This window comes from Odoribacter splanchnicus DSM 20712, assembly GCF_000190535.1.
GTDB classification, from domain to species: Bacteria; Bacteroidota; Bacteroidia; order Bacteroidales; family Marinifilaceae; genus Odoribacter; species Odoribacter splanchnicus.
The window spans coordinates 851,619-877,729 of the sequence record NC_015160.1; the positions used below are offsets into that span (position 1 = coordinate 851,619).

The window sequence follows — 26,111 nt, forward strand, 5'->3', positions numbered from 1 at the left end:
TCACCAGATCTCATTAAACAGCATGAAGAAAATACTAGATTTTACTGTTAAAGAAAACCGCCGGCTCAATGCAGACAATTTTTTATTGGTATTGCATTCCATAGAGTTACCGGAGATCCAGGCAGGACAATTCGTCAATGTCAGAGTAGACCATTCCCCTTCTACTTTTTTACGCCGGCCGATATCCGTGCATGATGTGGATAAGAAACAAGGCCTGCTTTATCTTTTAGTAAAAATTGCAGGTAAAGGGACCGAAAAATTGTCCACGCTTAAGCCCGGTGAACAGTTGAATATTATACTTCCATTGGGAAATTGCTTCTCTCAACCCGAACAAGGACGATGTTTACTGGTTGGTGGCGGTGTCGGTATCGCTCCCCTTTTGCATTTATCCAAAGAACTCTCCGATAAAGGGCTACACCCGGTGGTTCTGATCGGAACCCGGACAGTGAAAGATATTATCTTAAAAGAAGAGTATGAAAAGTATGCAACGGTATACTATACAACCGAAGACGGTTCTTATGGAGAAAAGGGATATCCCACTCAGCATACCATTCTAACTGAACAATTCGACCATATCTTTTGTTGTGGCCCCGAACCGATGATGAAAGCAGTTGCCAGGTATGCTTATTCTAAACATATCGATTGTGAAGTTTCTCTGGAGAATACGATGGCTTGTGGAATCGGAGCTTGCCTTTGCTGTGTAAACGACACCAAAGAAGGTCATAAATGTGTATGTACAGACGGTCCGGTATTTAATATAAATGATTTAAAATGGCAGATTTAAATATAAACCTCAATGGCTTAGAGCTAAAAAATCCTGTATTGACAGCATCAGGAACATTTGGTTATGGTTTAGAATTCCAAGATTTCATTCAACTCGATAAGTTGGGTGGATTTATAGTAAAAGGTACTACCCTAAAACACCGCGAAGGGAATTCCTATCCCCGTATGGCTGAAACCCCGTCCGGTATGTTGAATGCAGTCGGCTTGCAAAATAAAGGGGTCGATTATTTCATCGAACGTATTTATCCGGAAATAAAGGATATCGAAACGAATATTCTGGTAAATGTTTCCGGGTCTACCATCACTGATTATGCGGAGACTGCAGAAAAAATCAACGCCTTGGATCACATCCCTGCCATCGAATTGAATATTTCCTGTCCCAATGTAAAGGAAGGTGGAATGGCTTTCGGTACCAGTTGTGCTTCTGCTGCCGAAGTCGTAAAAGCAGTCAGACGGGTATACAAAAAGCATTTGATGGTAAAATTATCCCCCAATGTGACTAATATACAGGAAATAGCTTTGGCTGTAGAAAGTGAAGGAGCCGATTCGGTTTCTCTGATCAATACTCTGCTGGGAATGGCTATCGACGCCAAAAAACGCAAACCCGTTTTAAGTACGATTACCGGGGGATTGAGCGGAGCTTGTGTAAAACCGATCGCTCTACGTATGGTTTGGCAAGTCGCTAAAGCAGTAAAGATTCCGGTTGTCGGCCTTGGAGGAATCATGTGTGCGACCGATGCTATCGAATTTTTATTGGCAGGCGCTTCTGCTGTTCAAATCGGAACCGCTAATTTTATCGATCCGGCGATCACCGTAAAAATAATCGAAGGTATAAACGATTATCTGGATGAAAATGGTTGTAAGTCTGTCAAAGAAATTATCGGACTGATATAAATACTTCAAATCAGAAATGAGGCTGTCTGAATGCTATATGAAGATAACCTCATTTCTCATAATCTTCGAAGCTGCCGTCTTCAAAAAATAAGATAATCCGTTTGACCTTCTTTCCTTTGGCTGTAGGTATCGAAGCGACGGAAACGGCCGGTCGTAAAATCTCTTCTGCTTTTGTATTTTTTTCTTCGATAGGAAAGCGTTTTTCTTCTTCTTCAAATAAATTTTTCTGAACAGGTATTTTTTCAACCTCTTTAGCCGGAGTGGAAATACGGTTATTGTATAGAGAGCCTTTACCGGAAATCAACCAATTTAAGTTTACGTCCGGAAAAGCTTGTGCAATTTTGTCCAATACATCGAATCCGGGTTTACTTCGCCCGTTCAGAATATGTGACATCGCCGAAGCATTGACCTTGATCATTGCAGCAAAACGAGTTGCTGTCAGATTTTTTTCTTCCAAAAGCTGCTTAAATCTCTCTTGCATCTTGTAAAATATTGCATTACAAATGTAATATATATTCTGCAACTATCAAAATTACATTTGTAATATGATATACATTACAAATGTAATAATACAATCAATCCATGATTTATCGGTATGGTTAAATCCTTAAAATCAGTAATTTAGTGAGCAGTTAAAAGGTTATTCGATACTAAGTTTCTGTAAATTAACAATTTGAATATATATTCCTAAGGTTATATTTCTGTTTTTTATATGAAGTGAAATATGAAATGATACAACATAAATAACTGGATATTAAACAAATACATAAATATAAATACCTTCAAATTGCCTTATTTATCGCTTTAACAACTGAAGTTTGCCCCAGGTAATTAAAGTAATTTATTCAAAATAGGATATATAATACTGATAATCATTACTATATATCTTAAAATATAAAAAATGTAAAATATTCCAAATCCCCTGAGTTAAGATTGTAATTCACTTCTGTTGTTTTGGAATTTGATTACATTTGTAATACAAGAACCTTTAATTCCTGTAAAATCCCCATGTATTACAATTGTAATGTATGACATTTCTATTCTTTTATTAGAAAATAGCACTACTCGATGACAACCGCTGCTAGAATTTTAATTTTTCTTATTATATTTGGTGAAATTTAAAATCTGGATTATGACGATCAAGGAAAAACTTTCAGCTTTAAGAGCCATTATGGAACGCGAATCACTGGATGCATATATTATATCCGGAACCGATCCGCACAATAGTGAATATTTACCGGCAGCCTGGAAACAAAGACAATGGATTTCCGGTTTCACAGGATCTTTCGGTACGGTTGTCGTCTTGAAAAATGAAGCCGGACTTTGGACAGATACCCGTTATTTTATACAGGCGGAAAAACAACTGAAGGATTCGGGAATACAGATGCATAAATTGAGAGTGCCGGAAGCGGTCGATTATCCGGAATGGCTGGCAACCAACTTACCGGAAGGAAGTCGGGTCGGTTTGGATAGTTTCTGTATTTCTGTCTGTGACATGAAAAATCTGCAAGAGACCCTAACCCCCAAACAGATTACTGTTGTAGAAAAAACAGATCTATTAGGAGAGATATGGCTGGATCGTCCTTCCTTACCCGATGCCCAACTCTTTTTAGTACCTGCCGCTACTGCCGGAAAATCGGCTAATGAAAAGATAACCATGATCCGGGAAAAGTTACAAGCTGCACATGCAGATTATATGCTTTTCAGTTGCCTGGATGAAATCGCCTGGTTATATAATGTAAGATGCAACGATATCATTTACAATCCTGTTGCCATCAGTTATGCAGTTGTCGGTAAAGCCAAAGCCTGGTTGTTTATAAAAAATACCAAAGTCTCTCGCGAAATCGCAAGTCAATTAAGTCAGGAAGGTATAGAAATCCGGGATTATCATCATTTGTTTTTATTCCTGGAAGAACTAGACAAAAATTCGGTGTTTACCGTGGATTCGGCCACCTTAAATTATGCTGTCTATCATAAACTCTTTACAGAATTTCAGGTAAAAGAACAAGAGTCACCTATTGTTTTGGCAAAAGCCATCAAAAATCCGATAGAAGTTGAAGGGTTCAGAAAAGCTTGTATAAAAGACAGTGTAGCCCTGACGAAATTCTTTTATTGGGTGGAACGTAATATCGGCAACCATTTGACGGAAATCTCTGTTTCCGAACAACTTTCGGCTTTCAGAGCCCAAAATGACGGATATGCAGAAGATAGTTTTGCCAACATTTCAGCTTATGGTGCCAATGCAGCACTGCCTCACTATTCGGCTATTCCGGGAGAAGATGCAGAACTGCAGCCACGTGGATTTTATCTGATCGATTCCGGGGGCCAATATACACATGGTACGACCGATATTACACGGACAGTTCCACTTGGAGAACTAACTCGCTTGGAAAAAGAAGATTACACCACCGTATTAAAAGGAATGATTGCACTGAGCAGATGCATTTTTCCGAAAGGTACCAAAGGTTGTAATATAGACGCTATCGCTCGTCAGCCTCTTTGGCAAACTTGCCGGAACTATGGACATGGTACGGGGCATGGGATCGGCTTTTTCTTAAATGTACATGAAGGTCCTCAGGCTATCCGCCAGGAATTGAAAAACCAGGATGTGGTTCCCGGTATGGTAACCTCCGACGAACCTGGTCTGTATCGGGAAGGTTCGCACGGTATTCGGCATGAAAATATGATTTTATGTATCCCGGTCAGTAAAAATGAATTCGGGGAATGGTATGGATTTGAGACATTAACACTCTGCTACTTCGATACTTCAGCTCTATTACTTGATTTGTTAAGTGAAGATGAAAAAAAATGGCTGAACGACTATCACAAAACAGTCTATGAAAAAACTGCACCTTATCTGACTCCCGAGGAAGCTCAATGGCTGGCTGAAAAGACCAAACCGGTACTATGATCCGGCTTCTATTCTACTCATATTTACCAATGTTCACAATTCCATTATGAACATTGGTAAATCATTTCATTTTTTCTGATTTTCTTTTTATCAGGGACGCAACCTTTTTAAATTTCTTACATCTCTATAACAGATATTGATGTGTAATTTGGACCGAATAATAGATAAATGCAAAGAGGGTGACAGACAGGCAGCAGAGAAAATCTATCAGATATTTTCTGCAAAAATGTTTGCATTATGTCTCCGTTTTTCCAAAGACCGGGCAGATGCCGAAGATACGTTGCAGGATGGATTTATCAAAATTTTCACTTCTATCGGGCAATATACCGGAAAAGGTTCATTTGAGGGATGGATGAAACGGATCATGATCAATACGGCAATGGAGAAATTCAGGAAAAATCCCCCATTGCAAATTGTAGAGGAGTTACCTGAAATCGAAGATAACGAGGACATAGACGAAGAGGTCAGCATTCCGGAAGAAGTGTTGGCTGATTTTGTAAATCAACTTCCGGAACGGTACAAAATGGTTTTCAACCTCTATGTGATCGAAGAAATGTCCCATAAGGATATCGCAGCCTTACTCGGTATTAACGAGGGTACGTCGAAATCCAATCTGGCCAGAGCCAGGGAAATATTAAAAAGAAAAGTGAAGGAATATTTAGACCATGAACAATAATTTAGATCATCTTTTTAAAAAGGCCCTTCAGGATAAAAGTTGTGAGCCTCCTCCCTATATCTGGGGAAATATAGAACGACAGCTGAACAAAAACAAACACAAAGTGGCGTTGTGGTGGTGGCGCACTGCAGCTGCAGCAGCAGTGGTCGCCGCTTTTATCGGAATTTGGTTGTTCTATTCCGTCGAATCACCCGAAATAGAAGTTGCCGGTATTACCGGTACAGAAATATTAAAAACAAAAGATTCCACGAATTTGCCGGATACCTTCTCCGATTCTATACAAGAAGAAAAGACCGTTCAATATGTAACGAAGGAGACGGTGACGGAAGTACCGGTTTTGATAGCACAAAACAAGAGGACTGAATTAGAACCGATTCAAATGCATCGAGCCGGTGAAGCCGGATTTATCGAGCAGACAGCACCGGACTATGCAATTTCTACCCGGAAGCTTCAACGCAATTTTATTCCTTTAACCAGTAAAGAAGCCTATCAAAATCAAAAAGAATATCAGAAATTACTGAATACGCCCACTTCCTTGACAACGGATGAAAAAAGAAAAATCAAAGTGATGGTCAGCGGCCACTTTGTTCCGGCCTATTCATCCGGTAGTTATTCCTCTTCGTTAAAAAATTCCAGGGGAGTGAGTTATTCCAGTAACCAGATGGACGGCTTGATGAATGTCGGAGGTGGATTAAAATTATCTGTCTCTGCCAATAAAAGATTTTCCGTACAAACAGGATTATTCTATTCCCGTATGGGACAGAAAACTTCCGGAGCAGGCTCGGGAGTCCGGGCGATGATGCTCCCTTCGCTCCAACATAGTGACCGGATGATCGCCACTCCGTTGGGAAATATTAAAACCCATACCCAAGGTGTCGCCTACCGTAGTCCGGAAGCTATTTTGCTCAGTAGTTTGAACAGTAGCAGCAGTGAAACCATCGAACAAACTTTCGGTACGCTCGAAATTCCTCTTCATGTGCGGTATTTACTGAATAATAATAAAGTATTGTTTGCCGTATCGGGAGGAGTAAGCGGCAATTTTATCGTAAATAACAAGGTATTCTTAAGGAATGGAAGAGACAAAGAATATATCGGAAGTACAGAAGATATCCGTAATTTCAATATAAGTACGGATATCGGATTGGGGATGGAATATCCGGTCACGTCTAACATCAGAATTATGATCGAGCCGGGCTTCAAATATTTTCTGCAATCTTTAAGTCGGAATGACGACATCGATTTCAAACCTTATTTATTCACCTTCTCTACAGGTATCGGTATCCGGTTTTAATATTGAGGCCGTTTTAAAATTTCACTGCTGATAATAGCCTGCCGGATGTCGAACTGTACGTGTTCTTCCTCTTCATTTTCTTCGGCCGGTAATTCATCCCTGTCGTCAATCATGACTTTCGGATCTCTGTAATAATCAGCAACGATTTCCTGTATAACCGGTCCATCTGAAACATCTTTATTTTCAGTTATTGTATACTCTTCTACATTGGGCAGAATCTCTTCTTCTTCCCCGATCTGACCGGGTTGTTCAAAAACAGGCGGGACTTGGGTTTTCTTTGCATTATTACTTTTTATCCAACCGATAAGTCCAGCCCCTATGACCAATATCAGGGAAATCCAATCGAATTCTGCTGTAGAGATATTCATATTTATTATATTTGTGTCGCAAATTTCTTATTCATGAAATCAAAAATAGTATTTTTTTTATTAGTTTCCATCACTTTGGGAATAAATATCGGTTGCGGGGATAAATTCAACGAAAAACTCAGGGATAAACACCTCATTCCTTATGTCCCGGTATATACACAGATTAATTTAGGAATAGGAGGCGAAAGTAATCTTCAGGTTCCCGGCCAGCCTATTTACCTGACCAGTTCCCAGCCGGACGCCAAATCATTGGGATATAATGGCCAAGGAATCGTCGTCATCCGTTTGAACGATACCGAATATGCTTGCTGGGATGCCACCTGTACCAACTGCCAGGAACTGACTTCCCATTTTACGAAAGAAGATTTGGACGGAGAACTGGCTGTTTGTCCGGTTTGTCACACTCAATTTTCACTTCGTTACGGAACCCCTTTCAATCTGACTTATGAAATTTACCCCTTGAAAGGATATCCCATTTCAAAAGTAGGTAATAAACTCATTGTCAATTATTAAAACACAGCGAATAGGTGTATCCATAAAAAAAATGCACTATCTGCGATTTTATATAAAAATAATCTTCTTTTTTTTTACCTTTGCAACGAAATACGATTTGTATAAAATGAATAAAATCCGATAGCTCGGATGATAACTAAAAAAATATAATCCGGATGAAGAGAGTATTAATTAGTGTATTTGATAAGACAGGTATTGTTGAGTTCGCTAAATCACTGGATTCTATGGGCTGGGAGATCATTTCAACCGGCGGGACCTCTAAAAAACTGAAAGAAGAAGGCATTAAAGTTCAGGATATTTCAGATCTGACTAAGTTCCCCGAATGTTTTGACGGCAGAGTGAAGACCCTGCATCCCAATGTAGAAGGTGGTATTCTGGCGATCCGTGACAACGAAAAGCATCGGAAACAGATGGCAGAACTGGGAGTAGAACCGATCGATATTGTGGTTTGTAACCTTTACCCTTTTAAACAAACCATTCTGAAAGAAGGGGTATCCCATGCAGAAATCATTGAAAATATAGATATCGGCGGGCCCACTATGATCCGGGCCGCTGCTAAAAACTACAAATTCGTTACGGTCATCACCGATCCCGAAGACTATCGACTGGTAATCGATGAGTTGAAAAACAACGGAGATACGACAGCCGAAACCAAAGAAATGCTGGCAGCGAAAGTATTTATCCACACCGCCCACTACGATGCTCTGATTGCAGGATATTTTTCCGAACGTCTGAATATCAAATACCCGAAAACACTGACTCTCACCTACGAGAAAAAGCAAGATCTTCGGTACGGCGAAAATCCCCATCAAAGTGCTGCTTTTTATGCTTCTGTACTAGGGACGCAAGGCACACTTACCGGAGCTGTCCAATTGCATGGTAAAGAGCTTTCTTACAACAATATCGGAGATACCGACGGAGCACTCGAAACCTTAAAAGAATTCGACGAACCGACTATAGTTGCAGCCAAACACGCTAATCCATGTGGGGTCGGGAGTGCAGAAACATTGGCAGAAGCCTACCGGAGAGCCTATGAAGCCGATCCGGTTTCTATCTTCGGTGGAATCGTGGCGGCAAACCGGGAAATAGATGCAGCCACGGCAACCGAAATGGCCAAGATTTTCCTGGAAGTGATCGTAGCTCCTTCTTTCTCTAAAGAGGCATTGGAAATATTGACTAAAAAGAAAAATTTACGTTTATTACAACTCGACCATATCGATCAGAAAAACCGGAAAGCCAGCAAAGCGAAAACAGTGCTTGGCGGCTTATTGATTCAGGATTCGGATACCCAGCTACTTCATGAATCGGAATTGAAAGTCGTCACAAAACGGCAACCGACCGAAGCTGAAATGAGAGATCTGCTCTTCGCCTGGAAAGTAGTGAAACATACCAAATCGAACGGTATCGCTATCGCTAAAGATTTGTGTACAACGGGTGTCGGCCCGGGACAGGTCAGCCGGATTTGGGCCTTAGAAAACGCTATCCGTCAGGGAAGCGATCGTATTGCGGGAAGTGTGATGGCATCGGATGCCTTTTTCCCTTTCTCCGATTGTGTAGAAGCTGCTCACCAAGCAGGTATTACAGCTATCATACAGCCTGGAGGATCGGTCAGAGACCAGGAGTCTATCGATGCTGCGAACAAATACGGTATCGCTATGATTTTCACCGGCATGAGACATTTTAAACATTAAACAATCCATTGAGGTTGACGCTCATAAATTATTAACGTTCATTTAAAATGGGATTATTTTCATTTCTAACACAAGATATAGCTGTCGATTTAGGAACAGCGAATACGATTATTATCTGTAACGATAAAATGGTGGTAAACGAACCCTCCATTGTCGCTATCGACCGGAAGACCGAAAAGGTTATCGCTATTGGAGAAAAAGCCCGGCAGATGCAGGGAAAGACACATGATAACATCAAAACCATCCGGCCTTTACGGGATGGGGTTATTGCCGACTTTAACGCTGCCGAACAAATGTTGCGCGGTATGATTAAAATGGCAAGTGTAAATAGTAAGTTCTTCTCTCCCTCTTTGCGGATCGTCGTTTGTATCCCGTCGGGAAGTACGGAAGTTGAAGTCCGGGCTGTCCGCGACTCTTCAGAACATGCAGGAGGAAGAGATGTATATATGATTTATGAGCCGATGGCGGCTGCTTTGGGGATCGGCTTGGATGTAGAAGCTCCCGAAGGAAATATGATCGTAGATATAGGTGGTGGTACAACCGAAATTGCCGTTATTTCTTTAGGTGGTATAGTTAGCAACAAATCTATCCGGATTGCCGGTGACGATTTGACCGACGACATTCAGGAGTATATGCGTCATCAGCACAATATTCGGATCGGGGAAAGAACTGCCGAGCAAATCAAAATACATGTAGGTTCTGCGCTGTCCGAACTGGATGAACCGCCTGCCGATTTTATCGTACAGGGACCGAATCAGATGACTTCGTTACCTGTCGAAGTACCGGTATCTTATCAGGAGATCGCTCACTGTCTGGAGAAATCTATATCAAAAATTGAAATCGCTATTCTAGGAGCTTTGGAACAAACTCCCCCCGAACTATATGCAGATATCGTCAATAAAGGAATTTATTTGGCAGGAGGTGGTGCTTTATTGAGAGGTTTGGACAAACGTCTGACCGATAAGCTCAATATCCCTTTCCATATTGCAGAAGATCCGTTGAGAGCTGTTGCCCGGGGAACAGGTATTGCTTTAAAGAATGTCGATAAGTTCTCTTTCCTGATCAGGTAAACCCATTAGGCTGTGAAAGAAATTATAAAACTGATATTAAAATATCATTTTACTATAATTTTTATTTTGTTGGAAGTCCTCTCCTTTTCTCTGATAGTTTTACACAATAACTATCAGAGAACTGTGTTTTCAGGCTATACAGCATCATTTTTCGGAACCATATCTTCCGTGGTTACCCGGGTAGACGATTATTTCTATCTGAAAGTAACCAACGAAAAATTAGTTGCAGAGAATACCGAATTGAGAAATGAAATTGAAAAACTGAAACTTCTCAATCGGATCAGTAATGCGGATACATTATGGGCCCCTACCGATTCTGCCGATGTCGATTATGTATACAAAACAGCTGAAATGATCAATTCCAGTTTTAACAAGACTAAAAATTATATTGTTATCGACAAAGGCGCAACTGAGGGGATCAAACCCGAAATGGCCGTTTGTTCGAGTGAAGGAGTGGTCGGTATTATCGAGAAAGTAAGCAATCGTTATGCGCGGGTATTACCCTTGATCAATACCAATCTTCGGATCTCAGCGAAAATCAAAAAAAACGGTTACTACGGTTCACTTCAATGGGACGGAGACGATTATCGGTATTCTTATCTGAACGACATACCCTTTCATGTAGATACAGAAGTGGGCGATACGATTGTGACTTCAGGATTTTCCAGTATTTTCCCGGAAGGTGAGATGATCGGCTTCGTAGAATCGGTAAATAAGGAAACGGCTAATTTTCTGACGATAAAAGTAAAACTTGCAACTGATTTTAAACGCATCTCGGATGTATACATTATCGCTAATACCAGAAAAGAAGAACAACAGGCTTTAGGGAGGGAAAATCATGAGTAATATCAAATTTGTTATACATCTCTTCGTGTTGCTATTACTCCAATTGACCATATTGGATAATATTCAGCTTCACTCCTACGTCTATATCAACATTTATATTCTGGCCATATACATTCTGCCTTACCGTTTACGTAATGCAACGATTTTGTTTTTCGGTTTCTTTTTAGGTTTATTTGTCGATCTGGCCAACCACACCATGGGTATTCATGCTGCGGCAACGACTTTATTGGCCTATATTCGTCCCCGTTTGTTGATGCTGACTTCAAACCGGGAACAGATCGACGATATTCAGGGAAAACAGAAAATCAGTGATTTCGGTTGGTTTTTCAAATATGTCTTTATCAGTACTGCGATTTTCAACACCGTGCTGATCCTTTGTGAAACGTTCAGTGTCCACAATTTCGTGATCACCGGCCTGCGTATTTTATTCAGCACTTTAGCTTCTACTTTTTTCATCTTGCTATATTATTTTATAGCTTTGAAGAAAAAACAGAACCAATAGAATTGAATTCGAGCATATTGAATTTTCAAATTCCCGGTTAGATTGTTATGAACAAATACACACATCGGAAAACAGTTATCTCGGCTATCATTATCTGTGTTTGTTGTATTTATATCATCCGCTTATTTTATATGCAGGTGATAGACGATTCATTCCAGATAAAAGCCATGATGAACTCTCAACGAATTGCGACTCAATATCCGGCCAGAGGATTGATTTTTGACCGGAACGGTAAATTATTGGTAGAAAACCAGCCGGCATACGACCTCATGGTGATTCCCCGTCAGGTGAAAGATTTCGATACAACCGAGCTGATCACTATTTTGGGTATAGATAAAGATATGCTGATTAAAAATATGGTCAAATGCCGGAAATACTCTCCTTTCAAGGCTTCTGTCCTGATCTCTCAGATCACGGCCAACAAATATGCCGTATTGCAGGAAAAATTACACAAATATCCGGGATTTTTCATGCAGACCCGAACATTACGAAAGTATAACGTTTCCCATTCTGCCGATGTCTTCGGATATATCGGAGAAGTCAGCCAAACTTTGGTCGAACAGGACAGCACCTACGCTCCCGGTGACTATATCGGAGTCAACGGACTCGAAAAAAGTTATGAAAATCTGCTGAGAGGTACGAAAGGGGAACAAATCCTACTGGTTGACAATTATAATCGTGTAAAAGGCTCTTACCAAAACGGTCTATATGATAAACCCGCTATCGTAGGACAAAATCTCACGACTACGCTGGACATCGACTTACAGGAATATGCTTACCAGCTCATGCGAAATAAGAGAGGCGGAATCATCGCTATGGAACCCTCGACAGGTGAAATCCTACTGAAAGTTTCCAGCCCCGGTTACGATCCCCAACTGATGATCGGCCTGGAAAGAGGTAAAAATTATAAAAAATTGAATCAGGATCCCAATAAGCCTCTGTTCGACCGTACCGTTTCAGGAGCTTATCCTCCCGGTTCTACTTTTAAAACACTGCAAGCACTGTATGGTTTAAAGGAAGAAGTCATTACCCCTGAAACTTGTTTCGAATGTTACGGGAAAGCTAAGACAGCTATCGGAGGGATCCGGATGGGATGCCACAATCACAATTCTCCCCTGAATCTGTACCAGGCTATTCAGCAGTCTTGTAATCCCTATTTTGTAAATGTGTGGCGAAGGATACTGGAAAACCGGAAATACGATAGTGTTCGGGATGCTTACATCGAATGGAGAGATTTTATTTGTTCCTTCGGTTTAGGTGCGAAGATATGTCCTGATTTCTCCAATGAGATCAGTGGTTCAATTCCCACTCCTCCGCTATTCGATCGCAAATTCCGGACTCAGGATTGGCGCTGGAGTTATATTATGTCTCTTTCTATCGGACAGGGAGAGTTGGAGCTTACTCCTTTGCAGATAGCCAATATGGCCTGTGTATTGGCTAACCGGGGGTATTATATGACTCCTCATATCGTACGTCCGATCGAAGGGGCGAACAATCAGGTCGAGAAACATACGGTCGACTGTGACCGGAAATACTTCGATATCGTCGTAGAAGGTATGGCGATGGCAGCCAGCAGCGGAACGGCCCGCGGGGCTTCTATCGATTCGGTAGTCATATGCGGTAAAACCGGGACAGCTCAGAATCCGCATGGAGAGGATCACTCCATTTTCATGGCCTTCGCTCCTAAAGACAACCCTAAAATTGTGATCGCTATCTATATTGAAAACGGAGGATTCGGTGCCCAATATGCAGTACCTATCGGAGGACTGATTATGGAGAAATACCTCAAGGGCAAGATCGCTCCCCGCAAAAAAGCAATTGAGGAAAGAATGTTGAACTCTAATCTGATTATCCCGGAAACTCCGAAGAAAGAACAGCATTTGAAGACAGCAGAAGAAAAGCAAAACGAAGAAGATTAATCTTGGAATTATGAACAGGCAATCAGAACTTTTGAAAAATATAGACTGGCTCTCCATTTTCTTATATACCCTCCTGGTTTTTATGGGATGGCTGAATATCTATGCGGCTGTATACGATGAAAGCCACAGCAATATTTTGGATATCGACCTGAAATACGGAAAACAATTGTTGTGGATCGGGGCTGCCTTCGTATTGGGTATTTTTATCTTACTTACCGACAGTAAATTTTTTACCGCTTTTTCTTTTGTGATCTATGGACTGACGGTCGGACTTTTGGCCGCCGTACTGGTCTTCGGGGTAGAATCCCATGGAGCCCGTTCGTGGTTTGAAATCGGAGGTATCCGGATACAACCGGCCGAATTCGGAAAATTCGCTACTTGTCTGGCTATTGCGAATGTAATGAGCAGGCATGGTTTTAAAATCATGCGCTTTTCAAGCCTGGCATTGATCGGTTTGTTATTGGCTATTCCGGCCGGTTTGATTGTCTTGCAGAACGATACCGGTTCTGCACTGGTATACAGTTCGTTTATCCTTGTAATGTATAGAGAAGGTTTACATGGTTCACTTCTATTATTATGTTTTATAGCTATAGCTATTTTTATATTCACCCTGATCTATCCCCCCATCGTCGTATTATCTCTGATTATTGCAGGGACGTTGATAGCCTTCCTGTATTACCGTCAGAATAAACAGGAATTTTATCGGATCATTATTTTCCTGGTAAGCTGCTTCCTATTTTTATTATTTTTGAAGTGGTTATTTGAATTCAATATCGGAAATGAAAGATTATTATTGTACGCTTATTTATCGACCGGTTTGATCGGTATTTATTTTATATATAAGCGTAAGATGAAGCATATACTGCTCGTTTTACTGGCTTCCTGGGTTTGTATCGGAGCGACGGTAGGTGTCGACTATGCTTTCGAAAAATTACAGCCCCACCAGAAAGACCGGATCAATAATTTATTGGGGATAGAAACCGATTTGACCGGAGCCGGTTATAACGTCAATCAATCTAAAATTGCAATAGGTTCAGGAGGCTTATTAGGAAAAGGATTTCTACAGGGTACCCAGACCAAATTCAATTTTGTTCCCGAACAAAGTACCGATTTTATATTCTGTACAGTCGGCGAAGAATGGGGTTTTGTCGGTTCGGCCATACTGATCGGACTACTTATGGCCTTTATTTTAAGAATTATTTACCTGGCGGAACGTCAGCGTTCGGATTTTTCCCGCATCTATGGATACGGGGTAGCCAGCATTTTATTCTTTCATGTGGCGATCAATATAGGAATGACGATCGGAATGGCTCCCGTCATCGGCATCCCCCTGCCTTTTTTCAGCTACGGAGGTTCTTCCCTTTGGGCATTTACTATTTTGATCTTTATCTTTTTACGTCTGGATGCCAACCGCCTTCAGGTATTCAGTTAAGCGGCGAACATCTGCCGGGTAAAATCTTCGGGCACAAACGTTTTAAATATATCTTAAAGCGCGTTTTTATTCGTTTTTTTTAATATTTTCGTGCGGCTATAAACATTAAAAAGTACGAAAGATGAAAACACTCATTCTGAACATAAAACAGCTGGTACAAACGGAACTATCTCCCCGCAAATGGGTTGCAGGTAAAGATATGGCCCGGTTAGGTATCCTGGAAAATGCTTATTTACTTGTTGAAGAAGATAAAATTGCCGGATTCGGAAAAATGGAGGATTTAGACCGGGAGGCTGTCTATGCCGGCGGGGATATCGTCAAGGAAATCGATGCAACCGGCCGTTTGGTCATGCCCTCTTATTGTGACTCTCATACTCATCTGGTTTATGCCGGAAGCCGTGAAATCGAGTATATCGATAAAATCCGTGGTCTTTCTTACGAAGAAATAGCCAAACGCGGAGGCGGTATTCTCAATTCATGCGAAAGGATACGTAAAGCTTCTGAAGAAGAGCTTTTCGATGCAGCCTATGACCGGATTCAGGAAATCGCCGGTTTCGGTACAGGTGCAGTCGAAATAAAAAGTGGTTATGGGCTGGATACCGAAAGCGAATTAAAAATGTTGAGGGTGATCCGCCGTTTGAAAGCCGAAACTCCCCTATTGATTAAATCGACTTTTTTAGGGGCACATGCCGTACCTTTGGAATATAAGGGCAGACAAACAGAATATGTAGATCTTATTATCAACGAAATGATCCCAATGGTCGCTGCCGAAGAATTGGCCGATTACATCGACGTATTTTGTGACAAAGGTTTCTTCACTGTCGAAGATACCGACCGGATGCTGAATGCCGGAATGAAATACGGATTACGTGCGAAGATACATGCCAATGAACTCGACTACTCGGGTGGTGTGCAAGTCGGTGTGAAATACAATGCAATTTCTGTCGACCACCTGGAATGTATGGGAGAAGAAGAAATCGCCTGTTTATTGGAAAGCGAAACTATGCCGACCGTATTGCCCGGAGCCGCTTTTTTCCTGAATATGCCTTATTCTCCCGTCCGTAAGATGATTCAGGCCGGTTTACCGGTAGCTTTGGCTTCCGATTATAATCCGGGTTCTTCTCCTTCCGGTAATATGAAATTCATTATGTCCTTAGGATGTATCAATTACAAAATGTTACCTGAAGAAGTGATCAATGCGACGACTTTAAATTCGGCCTATGCGATGGGAGTTGAAGAAGAAGCAGGGAGTATCGCTGTCGGTAAACTTGCCAACTTTTATATAACGACTCCTATTTCGGGCATCGAATACTTACCCTATGCCTATACGGCTGATTTAATAGAAGCGATTTTCTTAAAAGGAGAACAATATTAATTGAAATCGACTGAAACATACTTAAAATTAAAGTTTATATACCATGAAAAAATTAATTGAATGCGTGCCTAATTTTAGCGAAGGAAACGACATGCATATCATCGATCAGATCACCGATGCCATGAAAACCGTTGAAGGAATCAGTGTTATCGATGTCGATCCCGGTAAGGCGACCAATCGTACTGTGGTGACTATGGTTGGAGAACCCGAACCGATTTGTGAAGCAGCTTTCCGGGCAGTCAAGAAAGCCGCCGAATTAATCGATATGACCAAACACAAGGGAGCTCATCCCCGCTTCGGAGCAACCGATGTATGTCCATTGGTGCCGGTTTCCAATATCACGATGGAAGAAACCGTGGAATACGCCCGGAAATTAGCCGAGCGTATCGGCAAAGAGCTGAATATCCCGGTATATTGTTACGAAAGTGCTGCTTTTGTTCCGGAACGGAGAAATTTAGCTACTTGCCGGGCCGGAGAATATGAAGCTTTGGGAGAACGTCTTTCCAGTGAACAGTGGCATCCGGATTTCGGTCCCCGTGAACTGAATAGCTGGACTGCCAAGACCGGAGCTACAGCAGTCGGTGCCCGTAATTTTCTGGTCGCTTATAATGTTAACCTGAATACCACCTCTACTCGCCGGGCCAACTCGATCGCTTTCGATGTACGCGAACGCGGAAGGGTGAAACGGGAAGGCAACCCGATCACCGGTAAAAAAGTATTGGATGAAAAAGGAAAGCCGGTGATGATTCCGGGGAGCCTGAAATCTGTAAAAGCGATCGGCTGGTTTATAGAAGAATATGGAATAGCTCAGATCTCTATGAACCTGACGGATATTTCCGTGACTTCCATGCATGAAGCCTTCGACGAAGTTTGCCGTAAGGCTGCCGACCGGGGCATTCGGGTTACCGGTTCCGAACTTGTCGGTGTACTTCCGTTAAAAGCGATGTTGGACGCCGGTCGGTATTTCCTGCGTAAACAACAACGTTCTACGGGGGTATCCGACAAAGAGCTGATCAAAATAGCCGTCAAATCATTGGGATTGGACGAATTATATCCTTTCGATCCGAAAAAGAAGATCATCGAATATATTCTCGAGGAAGAAGCTTCGAAAGGTAAGAAAAAACTGGTAGACATGACTTTAACCGATTTTGCCGACGAAACGGCTTCTGAATCTCCGGCTCCCGGTGGGGGGTCGATCTCTGCCTATATGGGGGCCTTGGGTGCCGCTCTCGGTTCGATGGTCGCCAACCTCTCCTCACACAAACGGGGATGGGACGACCGTTGGGAAGAATTTAGCGATTGGGCTGAAAAAGGAAAAGTATATCAGACTGAATTGATCAAACTGGTGGACGAAGACACCAATGCTTTCAATAAGATCATGGATGCTTTCAGTTTGCCTAAAAAATCCGAAGAAGAAAAAGCTGCCCGGCAGAAAGCTGTTCAGGATGCTACCCGCTATGCTACCGAAGTACCGTTCAAAACGATGAAACAATGTTACGAATGTATGTCTGTAGCCAAAGCTATGGCTGAAATAGGTAACCCGAATTCCGTAACGGATGCCGGCGTAGGTGCATTGGCAGCACGCGCCGGAGTCATGGGAGCATTTCTGAATGTAAAAATCAATGCAGCCGGATTGGAAGATAAGGAATTTGCAGCTCAAATCATACGCGAAGGTGAAGCTATCGTGGAAAAAGCCAATGAACTGGAAGCTGAAATTTTGAAGATTGTAAATTCAAAAATCTAAGTTCCCGATCTATTGCTATGTTATATAAAATCGTTTAGCCGGGCCACCGGTTAAACGATTTGCTTTTTTTATCACAGACTTTCTTACTTTCGATCGATTTTTCCGGATAGCAGGATAAAATATCGGGGGTTTTGCTTTATCTTTGCGTACGTATGACAAAGCAGAATTTAATAGTTAGAGAGATTTCAGGGATAACAAGGGTTTCAGAAATTAACCGTTGTGACTGTTGTCATTGGAAAAGGTACTTCTTTGGGGGGATACTGGTCGTTATCCTTACTGTTTTCCAGCAAGGAGCCGATCAGGAACCGATCTCTTTTGCCGGCCAGTATCCCGGAATCGAGACTGAATTTATTGCAGATTATACCCTGTATGGGGAGGACGACGAAAATTGTATCTGTCCATCCAGTTCGCGCAACCGGAAAAATCTATTACACTCTGTTGCTGAAAAATATCATTTTTCAACTTGCTTTTCTCCTGCGGGAGAAAGGAAAATAGTTTTTACACGTTTCTGCCCTATTCCCATATTGCGTTCTTTTTTATGCGTTTATAGAATTTGAAGTCAGCCAATGCAATCAAAAAGATTATTTACGAATGGAAGAATTAAAATATACTACACACAGCTAAAATGGAAACAAAACATTATTCCGGCTTGAACGATTCAGAAGTGCAGCAAAGCCGCAAACAATTTGGAGAAAATATCATCACTCCACCTCCGCATACTCCTTTGTGGAAACTTTTCCTTGAGAAATTTAAAGATCCGATTATCCGTATATTGTTGGTAGCAGCCGTCTTGTCGCTGATTATTTCTATCATGCACAATGAATATGCAGAGACGATCGGTATTTTCTTCGCTATATTTCTGGCTACCGGAGTCGGTTTCTGGTTCGAAATGGATGCCAATAAAAAATTCGAATTATTGAACCAGGTCAATGATGATATACACATAAAGGTTCTTCGCAATGGAAACATACACGAAATACCTAAACGTGAAATTGTAGTCGGCGATATTGTCGTACTCGAGACCGGAGAAGAAATTCCCGCTGACGGAGAATTGATCGAAGCTATTTCTTTGCAAGTGAACGAATCTACCCTAACGGGCGAACCGGTCATCGATAAGACTACCGATCCTGCCGATTTCGATCCGGAGGCTACCTACCCTTCCAACAAAATCATGAGGGGTACCACTATAGTCAACGGGCATTGTGTCTACAAAGTAGAAAAAGTAGGTGACGCTACAGAATTCGGAAAAGTGGCCCAAAAATCTACAGAGATCAATCACGATAAAACTCCGCTCAGCAAACAACTGGAAGGCCTGGCCAAGTTTATCAGTATTATCGGTTTTACAGTTGCCGGGGTTACTTTTGTCGGATTACTTACAAAAGATATTATAGCCGGAATTTTCACTGCCGATACGATCTTCACTTTAGAAACGGCAGGAAGGATTTTGAAATATTTCATGGTTGCAGTCACTCTTATCGTTGTATCCGTCCCGGAAGGCTTACCGATGAGTGTTACACTAAGTCTTGCATTAAGCATGCGTAAAATGCTAAAGACGAACAATTTGGTACGTAAGATGCATGCCTGCGAAACGATGGGAGCCACAACCGTTATCTGTACAGATAAGACAGGAACCCTGACTCAAAATCAAATGCAGGTTTATCAAACCCGGTTTTACGGTTTGCCGGACCAAGAACTGCAACAGGATAATCGCCTTCAGGTATTGATCAAGGAAGGGATTTCCATCAATTCAACGGCCTATCTGGAATACGGTAACGATCAGATCAAGACCTTGGGAAATCCGACCGAAGCCGCTTTATTACTTTGGCTGCATCAGCAGAAGATCAATTATATGGATTACCGGGATAATACTGAAATTTTGGAACAATTGACCTTTTCTACCGAACGGAAATACATGGCAACCCTGGTCCGCTCCGTGCTGGAGGGAAAGCTTATTCTCTATCTGAAGGGAGCTCCCGAAATTGTATTCGCCAAATGTAAACAGGTAGAAACCCCCGCAGGTTTAGTTCCTGCACAAGAATATCATGCTACTGTAGAAAAAGAATTGCTGGACTTTCAGAATCAGGCGATGCGTACATTGGGATTTGCCTATAAGCTAGTAGATTCTGCTTCAGAAGGCGAGATCGAAGCTATCGCTCAGGAAGATTTTATCTTTTTAGGAATTGCGGCGATTTCCGATCCGGTACGTCCGGATGTCCCCGCTGCAGTAGCCAAATGTTTGAATGCGGGAATCGATGTAAAGATTGTCACCGGAGATACTCCGGCAACCGCCCGGGAAATCGGACGGCAGATCGGTATTTGGAAATCCGAAGATTCGGAGGAACAGATTATCACCGGAGTCGACTTTGAAAAATTGCCGGACGAAGAAGCGGCGAAACGGGTTTTGAAACTCAAAATAATGTGTCGTGCCCGCCCTACCGACAAACAACGTCTGGTCGAACTGCTGAAACAATCGGGAGCAGTCGTAGCTGTAACCGGGGACGGTACAAACGATGCACCGGCATTGAATCATGCCGATGTGGGACTTTCCATGGGCTCCGGAACCTCGGTGGCTAAGGAAGCCAGTGATATTACTTTATTGGATGATTCGTTCAACAGTATTGCTACAGCCGTAATGTGGGGACGTTCGCTTTATCACAATATCCAACGTTTTATACTGTTTCAGCTGACGATCAACTTATCGGCTTTGCTGATTGTACTGATCGGTTCGATGTTCGGCCGGGAATTACCCTTGACTGTAACTCAAATGTTATGGGTGAACATGATCATTGATACATTCGCAGCAGCTGCCCTGGCTTCTCTCCCTCCCAACCCCAAAGTAATGAATGAAATGCCCCGCAAATCGACAGATTTTATCATCAGTCCCAAGATGCGGAATTACATCCTGGGGATAGGACTTTCGTTTACGGTATTGCTGCTCGGCCTGATGTATTGGTTTACCATAAACGACGGAGTCATGTCCCGACACGATCTGTCTGTATTTTTCACAACTTTTGTGATGCTACAGTTCTGGAATATGTTCAATGCGAAAGCTTTTCTTTCTCATGGCTCTGCATTCAAGAATTTAAAGGACAGTACCGGTTTCCTGATCGTTATGTTTATCATTCCCATCGGGCAGTATTTGATTGTACAATTCGGAGGAGAGGTATTCCGTACCGTTCCTTTAAGTTGGAAAGACTGGGGGATCATTGTCGGTTTGACTTCGCTGGTACTGTGGATCGGTGAAATCCTCAGATTGATGAAGAAACAATGAGTCATAAGTCCATTTTCTGGCAAAGCCAGAAAAAGATAAGGCTAACCTTCGGTTAACCGACGAGTGCCTTGCTGATTGGCGGAACCAGGTTCAGGATTGAAAGTCAGAACCGAAAATCCGCCAATCCGCCAGGACCTCAGTTCAAATGATTTATAAACTAAATCTTATCGTCCCGATCAAGTCTTCACTCCTTCGATAAGTCACTTTTCTCTTCCTGGGAATTCTCGCGGGATTTCGATAAGGTCTCTAAGAATTTGATCCTTTCCTTACAAAATTTTTTGATTACTTTCTCTGTTTTGCAGGTAAAAGTCAGACAGCGGGTCAACAGATCGGAGTTGACGGTATACGGATAGCTGAAGCGGGTTTTATAACTAAAAGATTGCAAGCGTCCGAATAAAGTCCATTCGGTCAATTGTCCGTCTCCATACCACAAGGCAGCAATTTCTTTCGTACAGTATCTGATTTTCAGGTAAGTCGTCACCAGATCTTCTCTCCCTTCGGCCAGAAAGCCATAATGTACCATATTTCCGGCCCGAAGAAATTGGACGACAGCCTGATACAAATAATAAGCGGCTAAACGGGGAATACCACCGTCGATATGTCGCTGTGCATCTTGCAGAAAAGCTCTTCCTAAGGCCAGACACTGATCGGAAAGGCCGACAATTTGCTGATAAGAACGGGTCGGTTTATAAGCGACAGACTCTTTTAAAATACAATTTTCACTCTCATACAACAAGATCCCCTCTTTTCTAATTGCATAGAAAAAATAACTTAAAGAAGTGCGATGATGAATAAATTCAGCTGTAAAAATATGAAGGGACAGATTCTTCTCCTTCCGGTTATCAAGCGGATAATGAGTCTTTAAATATCCGACCAACTCCCTAACCGTCAGCGTCGGTTTTTCCTCCATGATAACAAGCATTTCATACCCTTTCAAAGCGTTATGAAAGTCCATACCTGCATAATAACCGAACAAAATAACCATCTGAGGATGAATATACTCACAAATAAGATCTGTTAGCTTGTGGAGTTCTTCCATGTTCTGACAAGCTGGTACCATTGGAATTGTCTTCATAACCGTTAAGTTTTTAATTAGAGAAATTTTACAATTACCCCGTCAAATCTCTATATCATCCAAATCCGGAATATATACACATAAAAAATCGGCCCTTGAACTGATGGGGTGCCAATAATATTTTACAAAAAATTACCAGGTTTTTCACCTGCCCCATCAGCCAAGAACCGAATATTTAAAGCAGCAGGCAACCGAATGCCTGCTACGTTAATCAACAGTCCTAAGCTGCTTTGTAAAATATATTGGCATTACAAAGATAGGACAATTTTTCATTATATCCATATAAAATTGGAATAATTTTCATATTTATTTCACCAAGCTATCGTTTAACAGGTTAAAGATAAGTCTTTTTTATTTAAATCGCCATTATTTTTATTTATAATTTTGTATTTTCGGATAGTTTGTCCAATTTAAAACACATGTTTCTTATCTTATATCTTTATTTCTTATCTTTGTCAAATCAGTAATAGAAATATGAAAACCAGAAAAATCAGAACTGCTTTATATAATGTCCTTCCCGGAGAAAAAGCACATGCTCTCATGGCTCCTCGCCCGAAGTATATCGAAGGAATCGAAGGCGTACATCCCTGTCCTCCTGTCAATAGTGCCATCCTTGCCTTAATCGTTCCTTTTGAAAACGAATTGGCCCTTCCTCTCATCAAACGGGTAAACCGGGGAAAATATCATGGCGGACAAATTGCTTTTCCCGGTGGAAAGATGGAAAAAGAAGATGCCGATGCTTTACAGACAGCTTTACGGGAATGTCACGAAGAAATAGGAGTACCCGAAGAAAAAGTGTCTATCCTGGGAGTATTGAGCGATATCTATATTCCTTTGAGCAATTTCAATATTACTCCGATTGTCGGGACAACATTACAATTACCTGATTTTATCTTATCCCAGGATGAAGTGGAAAAAGTCATTTTAGTAAAATTAAGGGATCTTTTCGATGACCGGAATAAAACCACACACTCTTTTGTACGACACGATCATAAAATTATTGCACCGGGATATAAGATCGGAGAGAATTTTATTTGGGGAGCCACTGCAATGATTATTGCAGAATTAGAGCAATTAATGAAAACCAATACTTTCAATCATTTAGGAAAGCTGTAAGGCTATTTTAGCATTGCAATTGGGGCTGTAGCCGAATTGCAATGCCAGATTTATTTTTTCCGGCATACCAGATAAAGGGGATGATAGCTCAGCGGACAATACCCGTCTGTCAGGAAACGGATTTTGTAGTCTTCACAAAACTCGTGAAGACGTCCTTTGGTCCAGGCTGTCGGTAGACTGGTTGCATTCACTCCGGTTTTCTTTACATGCCGAAGAATATCCAGGGGATCGGAAAATTTTAGCGTATGTATCTGCTCTTCGGTATACAATATATCGTATTCTGAAGACAACCAGGCACTTAATTCCCCTATAGAACGATATTCCAGTCCTTGTCCGGTTACAGCTTTCAATTCTTTAAAATTATTCTTCCCGAAAGTACTGAAAATCAACCATCCGTTTGTATTAAGATGAGCTGCTAATTTAGCAAAAGTAGCCCGGGGATGAGCCAGCCATTGAAAAGTCGAAGCAGAAACGATCAAATCGAATTTCCCGGTCAAAGGTATTTGTTCGATATCCCCGTTCAGCCCGTGTGAGACAGGCAACTGGCATCTGTCTATCGTTTTCCGGCACATCTGCTCGACCAAATCATTCACCCAAAATTGCTGATCCTCCCAAAGCCGGTTGATTTTTTCGGATAAGAGTCCGGTGCCACACCCGATTTCCAAGGTCCGGGAAGAATAAGGTACATATTCCTGTAATAATTCTACCAGGCGCTGTACAATCCATTTCTGAACGGTTGCATTATCTTCATAGCTATCGACGCTCCGTCGGAAACGGCATTCTATTTCAGTCTTATCGATCATACTTTGCTATTTTTCTAAAATTTCTCTCCAACTCCGAAACCGATAAAACGGATAATGTCCGCCGGGTAAAGAAACGGCAGGAATCCCTTCTTTCTTACACCAGTTCAATTGATTCTGTGCAGGAAATACCGAGTCTTTTTCCGAAATGTAACTTTTATCCCAATTCAGTTTTCCTTTTACACCAGAGCATAACTCCCGTATACGACACAACTCTTCGCATACTTCTTCGATTCCACGATTCGGTTTTTGTCCGCTGAATTTCCGGCATTCGTCAGCCCCATCGAGCATCCTCAGAAAGAACTTTTCCCGTCCTCTCTCATTCATTCCTTTTTCTGTAAGCTCATAAATTTTGACCGGAATTCCATATTCATCGTCGACCGGACGTGTAGTTCCATTCAATGCGACACATCGCTCCGGTTTCATTTCAAGCCTGGAGATTACCCGATCTGCGGCCCACACTCCCATCGACCAGGCGACCACATAAATGCAGCGGTAATACCCTAAATCCGGAAAAGCAAAATCTAACGAACGGTAATCATAACACATCAGCACATCATCTTCTATTTGCAGATGAGATACACCGGCAGCATCCATTCCCCAACCATGGAAGAAAACGATCACCCGATCGGAACCTTTTTTGTTCAACCACTCTATTCGCATACCAGACACTCCAAAAATTCAAATAAACAACCATAATCTTCGGTTGGAATAGAAGCATTCAGGGAGAAACGGATACGGGCTTCATTTTTGGGTACGGTCGGATACCGCACCGGCAAAACAAAAAATCCGTTATCCCGAAGTAATTCCGACATTTCTACACTACTCTCATTAGAACCACATACCATAGGTACGATATGAGAGTCGCCCCGGGTTTCGAATCCTTTTTCGACCAATACCTGCCGTAACTTCGAAGCAATTTCGGCCAATTTGATCCGAAGATCGTAAAAATCGGGCATCCGGTTGAGAATAAACCGCGTCCACGCCACATTTACAGGAGGCAAAGCCGTTGTAAAAATCAGGCTTCTTTGCGTATTGATCAAATAATCGCGAAATACTTGTTCACACACGACAAAAGCTCCCATCGAAGCAAAAGCTTTTCCAAAAGTACCGACGATAAAATCGATATCTTCCATACAAGCTTGTTCTTCACAACAACCTAACCCATTCGTCCCCCTTACTCCTACGGCATGTGCCTCGTCTACATACAAAAAGGCGTCGAATTCCTTCTTTATTTCACACAATTGTTGTAAATCCGACGTATCTCCATCCATACTAAAAATAGACTCCGTAACGATGAATACATTATCATATTCCTCCCGGTGCCGGGTCAGTATACTTCGCAAATGTTCGTAATCCAAATGTTTGTATCTGATCATCTGAGCCTCACTCAACCGCAATCCGTCGATAATACTGGCATGCACCAATTTATCTGCAACGATCAGATCCCGCTTATTGGTTAAAGCAGGCAAAATTCCGATATTGGCATGATAACCCGAATTGAATACCAAGGCTGCCTCTTTATCGTAAAGATCGGCTAAATCGTCCTCGAGCATTTTGTAATAAGGATGATTTCCGGATAATAATCTGGAAGATACAGCACTGTATGGTAAAGCCATAACATCTGTCTCTTCACGGAATTCTTCAATCAGGCGTGGATTAGACGATAAGCCCAGATAATCGTTCGAAGACAGATTCAGCATCTCACGTCCGTCGTCGTGGATCAGAAAACCGTTGTGTTCGATTTCCCTCAGGATCCGGTAATTACCGGATTCTTTTATGGTTTCTAATTTGTGATAATAACGCTCTTTATTCATTTTGTATGCTTTTAACC

Annotated in this window: 22 protein-coding genes; 16 read left to right on the plus strand and 6 right to left on the minus strand. The window is 41.8% G+C overall.

Features of this window, described 5'->3' with window-relative positions; genetic code table 11:
- Positions 1–22: 22 nt before the first annotated feature.
- Together ODOSP_RS03555 and ODOSP_RS03560 are read left to right on the plus strand one after the other, a co-directional pair.
- The gene (locus ODOSP_RS03555) at positions 23–784 is read left to right on the plus strand and encodes a dihydroorotate dehydrogenase electron transfer subunit (RefSeq protein WP_013611039.1); all 762 of its coding nucleotides are present in this window, start codon (positions 23–25) and stop codon (positions 782–784) included.
- Positions 772–1,677 (plus strand): dihydroorotate dehydrogenase, encoded by a 906-nt coding sequence (locus ODOSP_RS03560; RefSeq protein WP_013611040.1) that lies wholly within the window; start codon positions 772–774, stop codon positions 1,675–1,677. The genes ODOSP_RS03555 and ODOSP_RS03560 overlap by 13 nt, the downstream gene beginning before the upstream one ends.
- Positions 1,678–1,726: 49 nt before the next feature.
- On the opposite strand, the gene ODOSP_RS03565 is transcribed toward ODOSP_RS03560, so the two are convergent.
- Entirely contained in the window at positions 1,727–2,158 is a 432-nt protein-coding gene (locus ODOSP_RS03565) for a helix-turn-helix domain-containing protein (protein WP_041556351.1), read from the minus strand.
- A gap of 651 nt (positions 2,159–2,809) precedes the next feature.
- On the opposite strand from ODOSP_RS03565, the gene ODOSP_RS03570 reads away from it, so the two are divergent.
- The 3 genes from ODOSP_RS03570 (at position 2,810) to ODOSP_RS03580 (ending at position 6,555) form a co-directional block, all read left to right on the plus strand.
- On the plus strand, positions 2,810–4,588 hold the full coding sequence (locus ODOSP_RS03570) for an aminopeptidase P family protein (RefSeq protein ID WP_013611042.1): 1,779 nt from the start codon (positions 2,810–2,812) through the stop codon (positions 4,586–4,588).
- A 139-nt stretch (positions 4,589–4,727) separates the two neighbouring features.
- Positions 4,728–5,264 carry an RNA polymerase sigma factor gene (locus ODOSP_RS03575; protein ID WP_013611043.1) on the plus strand — a complete coding sequence of 179 codons (537 nt, stop codon included), beginning with the start codon at positions 4,728–4,730 and terminating at the stop codon, positions 5,262–5,264.
- Positions 5,254–6,555, plus strand: coding sequence for an outer membrane beta-barrel protein (locus ODOSP_RS03580; RefSeq protein WP_013611044.1), 1,302 nt, complete (start codon positions 5,254–5,256; stop codon positions 6,553–6,555). The genes ODOSP_RS03575 and ODOSP_RS03580 overlap by 11 nt, the downstream gene beginning before the upstream one ends.
- Here the strand turns inward: ODOSP_RS03580 and ODOSP_RS03585 are convergent.
- Positions 6,552–6,923: a hypothetical protein gene (locus ODOSP_RS03585; RefSeq protein WP_013611045.1), complete on the minus strand. Its 372-nt coding sequence runs from the start codon at positions 6,921–6,923 to the stop codon at positions 6,552–6,554. The two genes, ODOSP_RS03580 and ODOSP_RS03585, sit on opposite strands and share 4 nt — an antisense overlap.
- A 33-nt stretch (positions 6,924–6,956) precedes the next feature.
- On the opposite strand from ODOSP_RS03585, the gene ODOSP_RS03590 reads away from it, so the two are divergent.
- The 10 genes from ODOSP_RS03590 (at position 6,957) to ODOSP_RS03640 (ending at position 21,286) form a co-directional block, all read left to right on the plus strand.
- Positions 6,957–7,436: a Rieske (2Fe-2S) protein gene (locus tag ODOSP_RS03590; protein ID WP_013611046.1), complete on the plus strand. Its 480-nt coding sequence runs from the start codon at positions 6,957–6,959 to the stop codon at positions 7,434–7,436.
- 155 nt (positions 7,437–7,591) lie between these two features.
- Positions 7,592–9,127, plus strand: coding sequence for a bifunctional phosphoribosylaminoimidazolecarboxamide formyltransferase/IMP cyclohydrolase (gene purH, locus ODOSP_RS03595; RefSeq protein WP_013611047.1), 1,536 nt, complete (start codon positions 7,592–7,594; stop codon positions 9,125–9,127).
- A gap of 47 nt (positions 9,128–9,174) precedes the next feature.
- Entirely contained in the window at positions 9,175–10,197 is a 1,023-nt protein-coding gene (locus tag ODOSP_RS03600) for a rod shape-determining protein (protein WP_013611048.1), read from the plus strand.
- 12 nt (positions 10,198–10,209) lie between these two features.
- Positions 10,210–11,043: a rod shape-determining protein MreC gene (gene mreC / locus ODOSP_RS03605; RefSeq protein ID WP_013611049.1), complete on the plus strand. Its 834-nt coding sequence runs from the start codon at positions 10,210–10,212 to the stop codon at positions 11,041–11,043.
- A complete protein-coding gene (locus tag ODOSP_RS03610; RefSeq protein ID WP_013611050.1) occupies positions 11,036–11,545 on the plus strand; it encodes a hypothetical protein in 510 nt (169 codons plus the stop codon). The genes mreC and ODOSP_RS03610 overlap by 8 nt, the downstream gene beginning before the upstream one ends.
- A gap of 47 nt (positions 11,546–11,592) precedes the next feature.
- Positions 11,593–13,464: a penicillin-binding protein 2 gene (gene mrdA, locus ODOSP_RS03615; RefSeq protein WP_013611051.1), complete on the plus strand. Its 1,872-nt coding sequence runs from the start codon at positions 11,593–11,595 to the stop codon at positions 13,462–13,464.
- A 10-nt stretch (positions 13,465–13,474) separates the two neighbouring features.
- Complete coding sequence (rodA, locus tag ODOSP_RS03620; protein WP_013611052.1) at positions 13,475–14,896, plus strand: rod shape-determining protein RodA; 1,422 nt, start codon at positions 13,475–13,477, stop codon at positions 14,894–14,896.
- Between the two features lie 121 nt (positions 14,897–15,017).
- Positions 15,018–16,271: an imidazolonepropionase gene (hutI, locus tag ODOSP_RS03625; RefSeq protein WP_013611053.1), complete on the plus strand. Its 1,254-nt coding sequence runs from the start codon at positions 15,018–15,020 to the stop codon at positions 16,269–16,271.
- A 43-nt stretch (positions 16,272–16,314) separates the two neighbouring features.
- Complete coding sequence (gene ftcD, locus ODOSP_RS03630) at positions 16,315–18,015, plus strand: glutamate formimidoyltransferase (RefSeq protein WP_013611054.1); 1,701 nt, start codon at positions 16,315–16,317, stop codon at positions 18,013–18,015.
- A gap of 625 nt (positions 18,016–18,640) precedes the next feature.
- A complete protein-coding gene (locus ODOSP_RS03640; RefSeq protein WP_013611055.1) occupies positions 18,641–21,286 on the plus strand; it encodes a calcium-translocating P-type ATPase, PMCA-type in 2,646 nt (881 codons plus the stop codon).
- A 184-nt stretch (positions 21,287–21,470) separates the two neighbouring features.
- Here the strand turns inward: ODOSP_RS03640 and ODOSP_RS03645 are convergent, their stop codons facing one another.
- Complete coding sequence (locus tag ODOSP_RS03645) at positions 21,471–22,361, minus strand: hypothetical protein (protein ID WP_013611056.1); 891 nt, start codon at positions 22,359–22,361, stop codon at positions 21,471–21,473.
- A gap of 474 nt (positions 22,362–22,835) precedes the next feature.
- On the opposite strand from ODOSP_RS03645, the gene ODOSP_RS03650 reads away from it, so the two are divergent.
- On the plus strand, positions 22,836–23,477 hold the full coding sequence (locus ODOSP_RS03650; RefSeq protein WP_013611057.1) for an NUDIX hydrolase: 642 nt from the start codon (positions 22,836–22,838) through the stop codon (positions 23,475–23,477).
- 50 nt (positions 23,478–23,527) lie between these two features.
- Here the strand turns inward: ODOSP_RS03650 and bioC are convergent, their stop codons facing one another.
- Genes bioC through ODOSP_RS03665 form a run of 3 tightly spaced genes read right to left on the minus strand, consistent with a single transcriptional unit; the run spans position 23,528 to position 26,094 of the window.
- On the minus strand, positions 23,528–24,280 hold the full coding sequence (bioC, locus tag ODOSP_RS03655; RefSeq protein ID WP_013611058.1) for a malonyl-ACP O-methyltransferase BioC: 753 nt from the start codon (positions 24,278–24,280) through the stop codon (positions 23,528–23,530).
- A 6-nt stretch (positions 24,281–24,286) separates the two neighbouring features.
- Positions 24,287–24,940, minus strand: coding sequence for a DUF452 family protein (locus ODOSP_RS03660; protein WP_013611059.1), 654 nt, complete (start codon positions 24,938–24,940; stop codon positions 24,287–24,289).
- Positions 24,931–26,094 (minus strand): aminotransferase class I/II-fold pyridoxal phosphate-dependent enzyme, encoded by a 1,164-nt coding sequence (locus ODOSP_RS03665; RefSeq protein ID WP_013611060.1) that lies wholly within the window; start codon positions 26,092–26,094, stop codon positions 24,931–24,933. Before ODOSP_RS03665 ends, ODOSP_RS03660 begins: the two co-directional genes overlap by 10 nt.
- Positions 26,095–26,111: the final 17 nt, after the last annotated feature.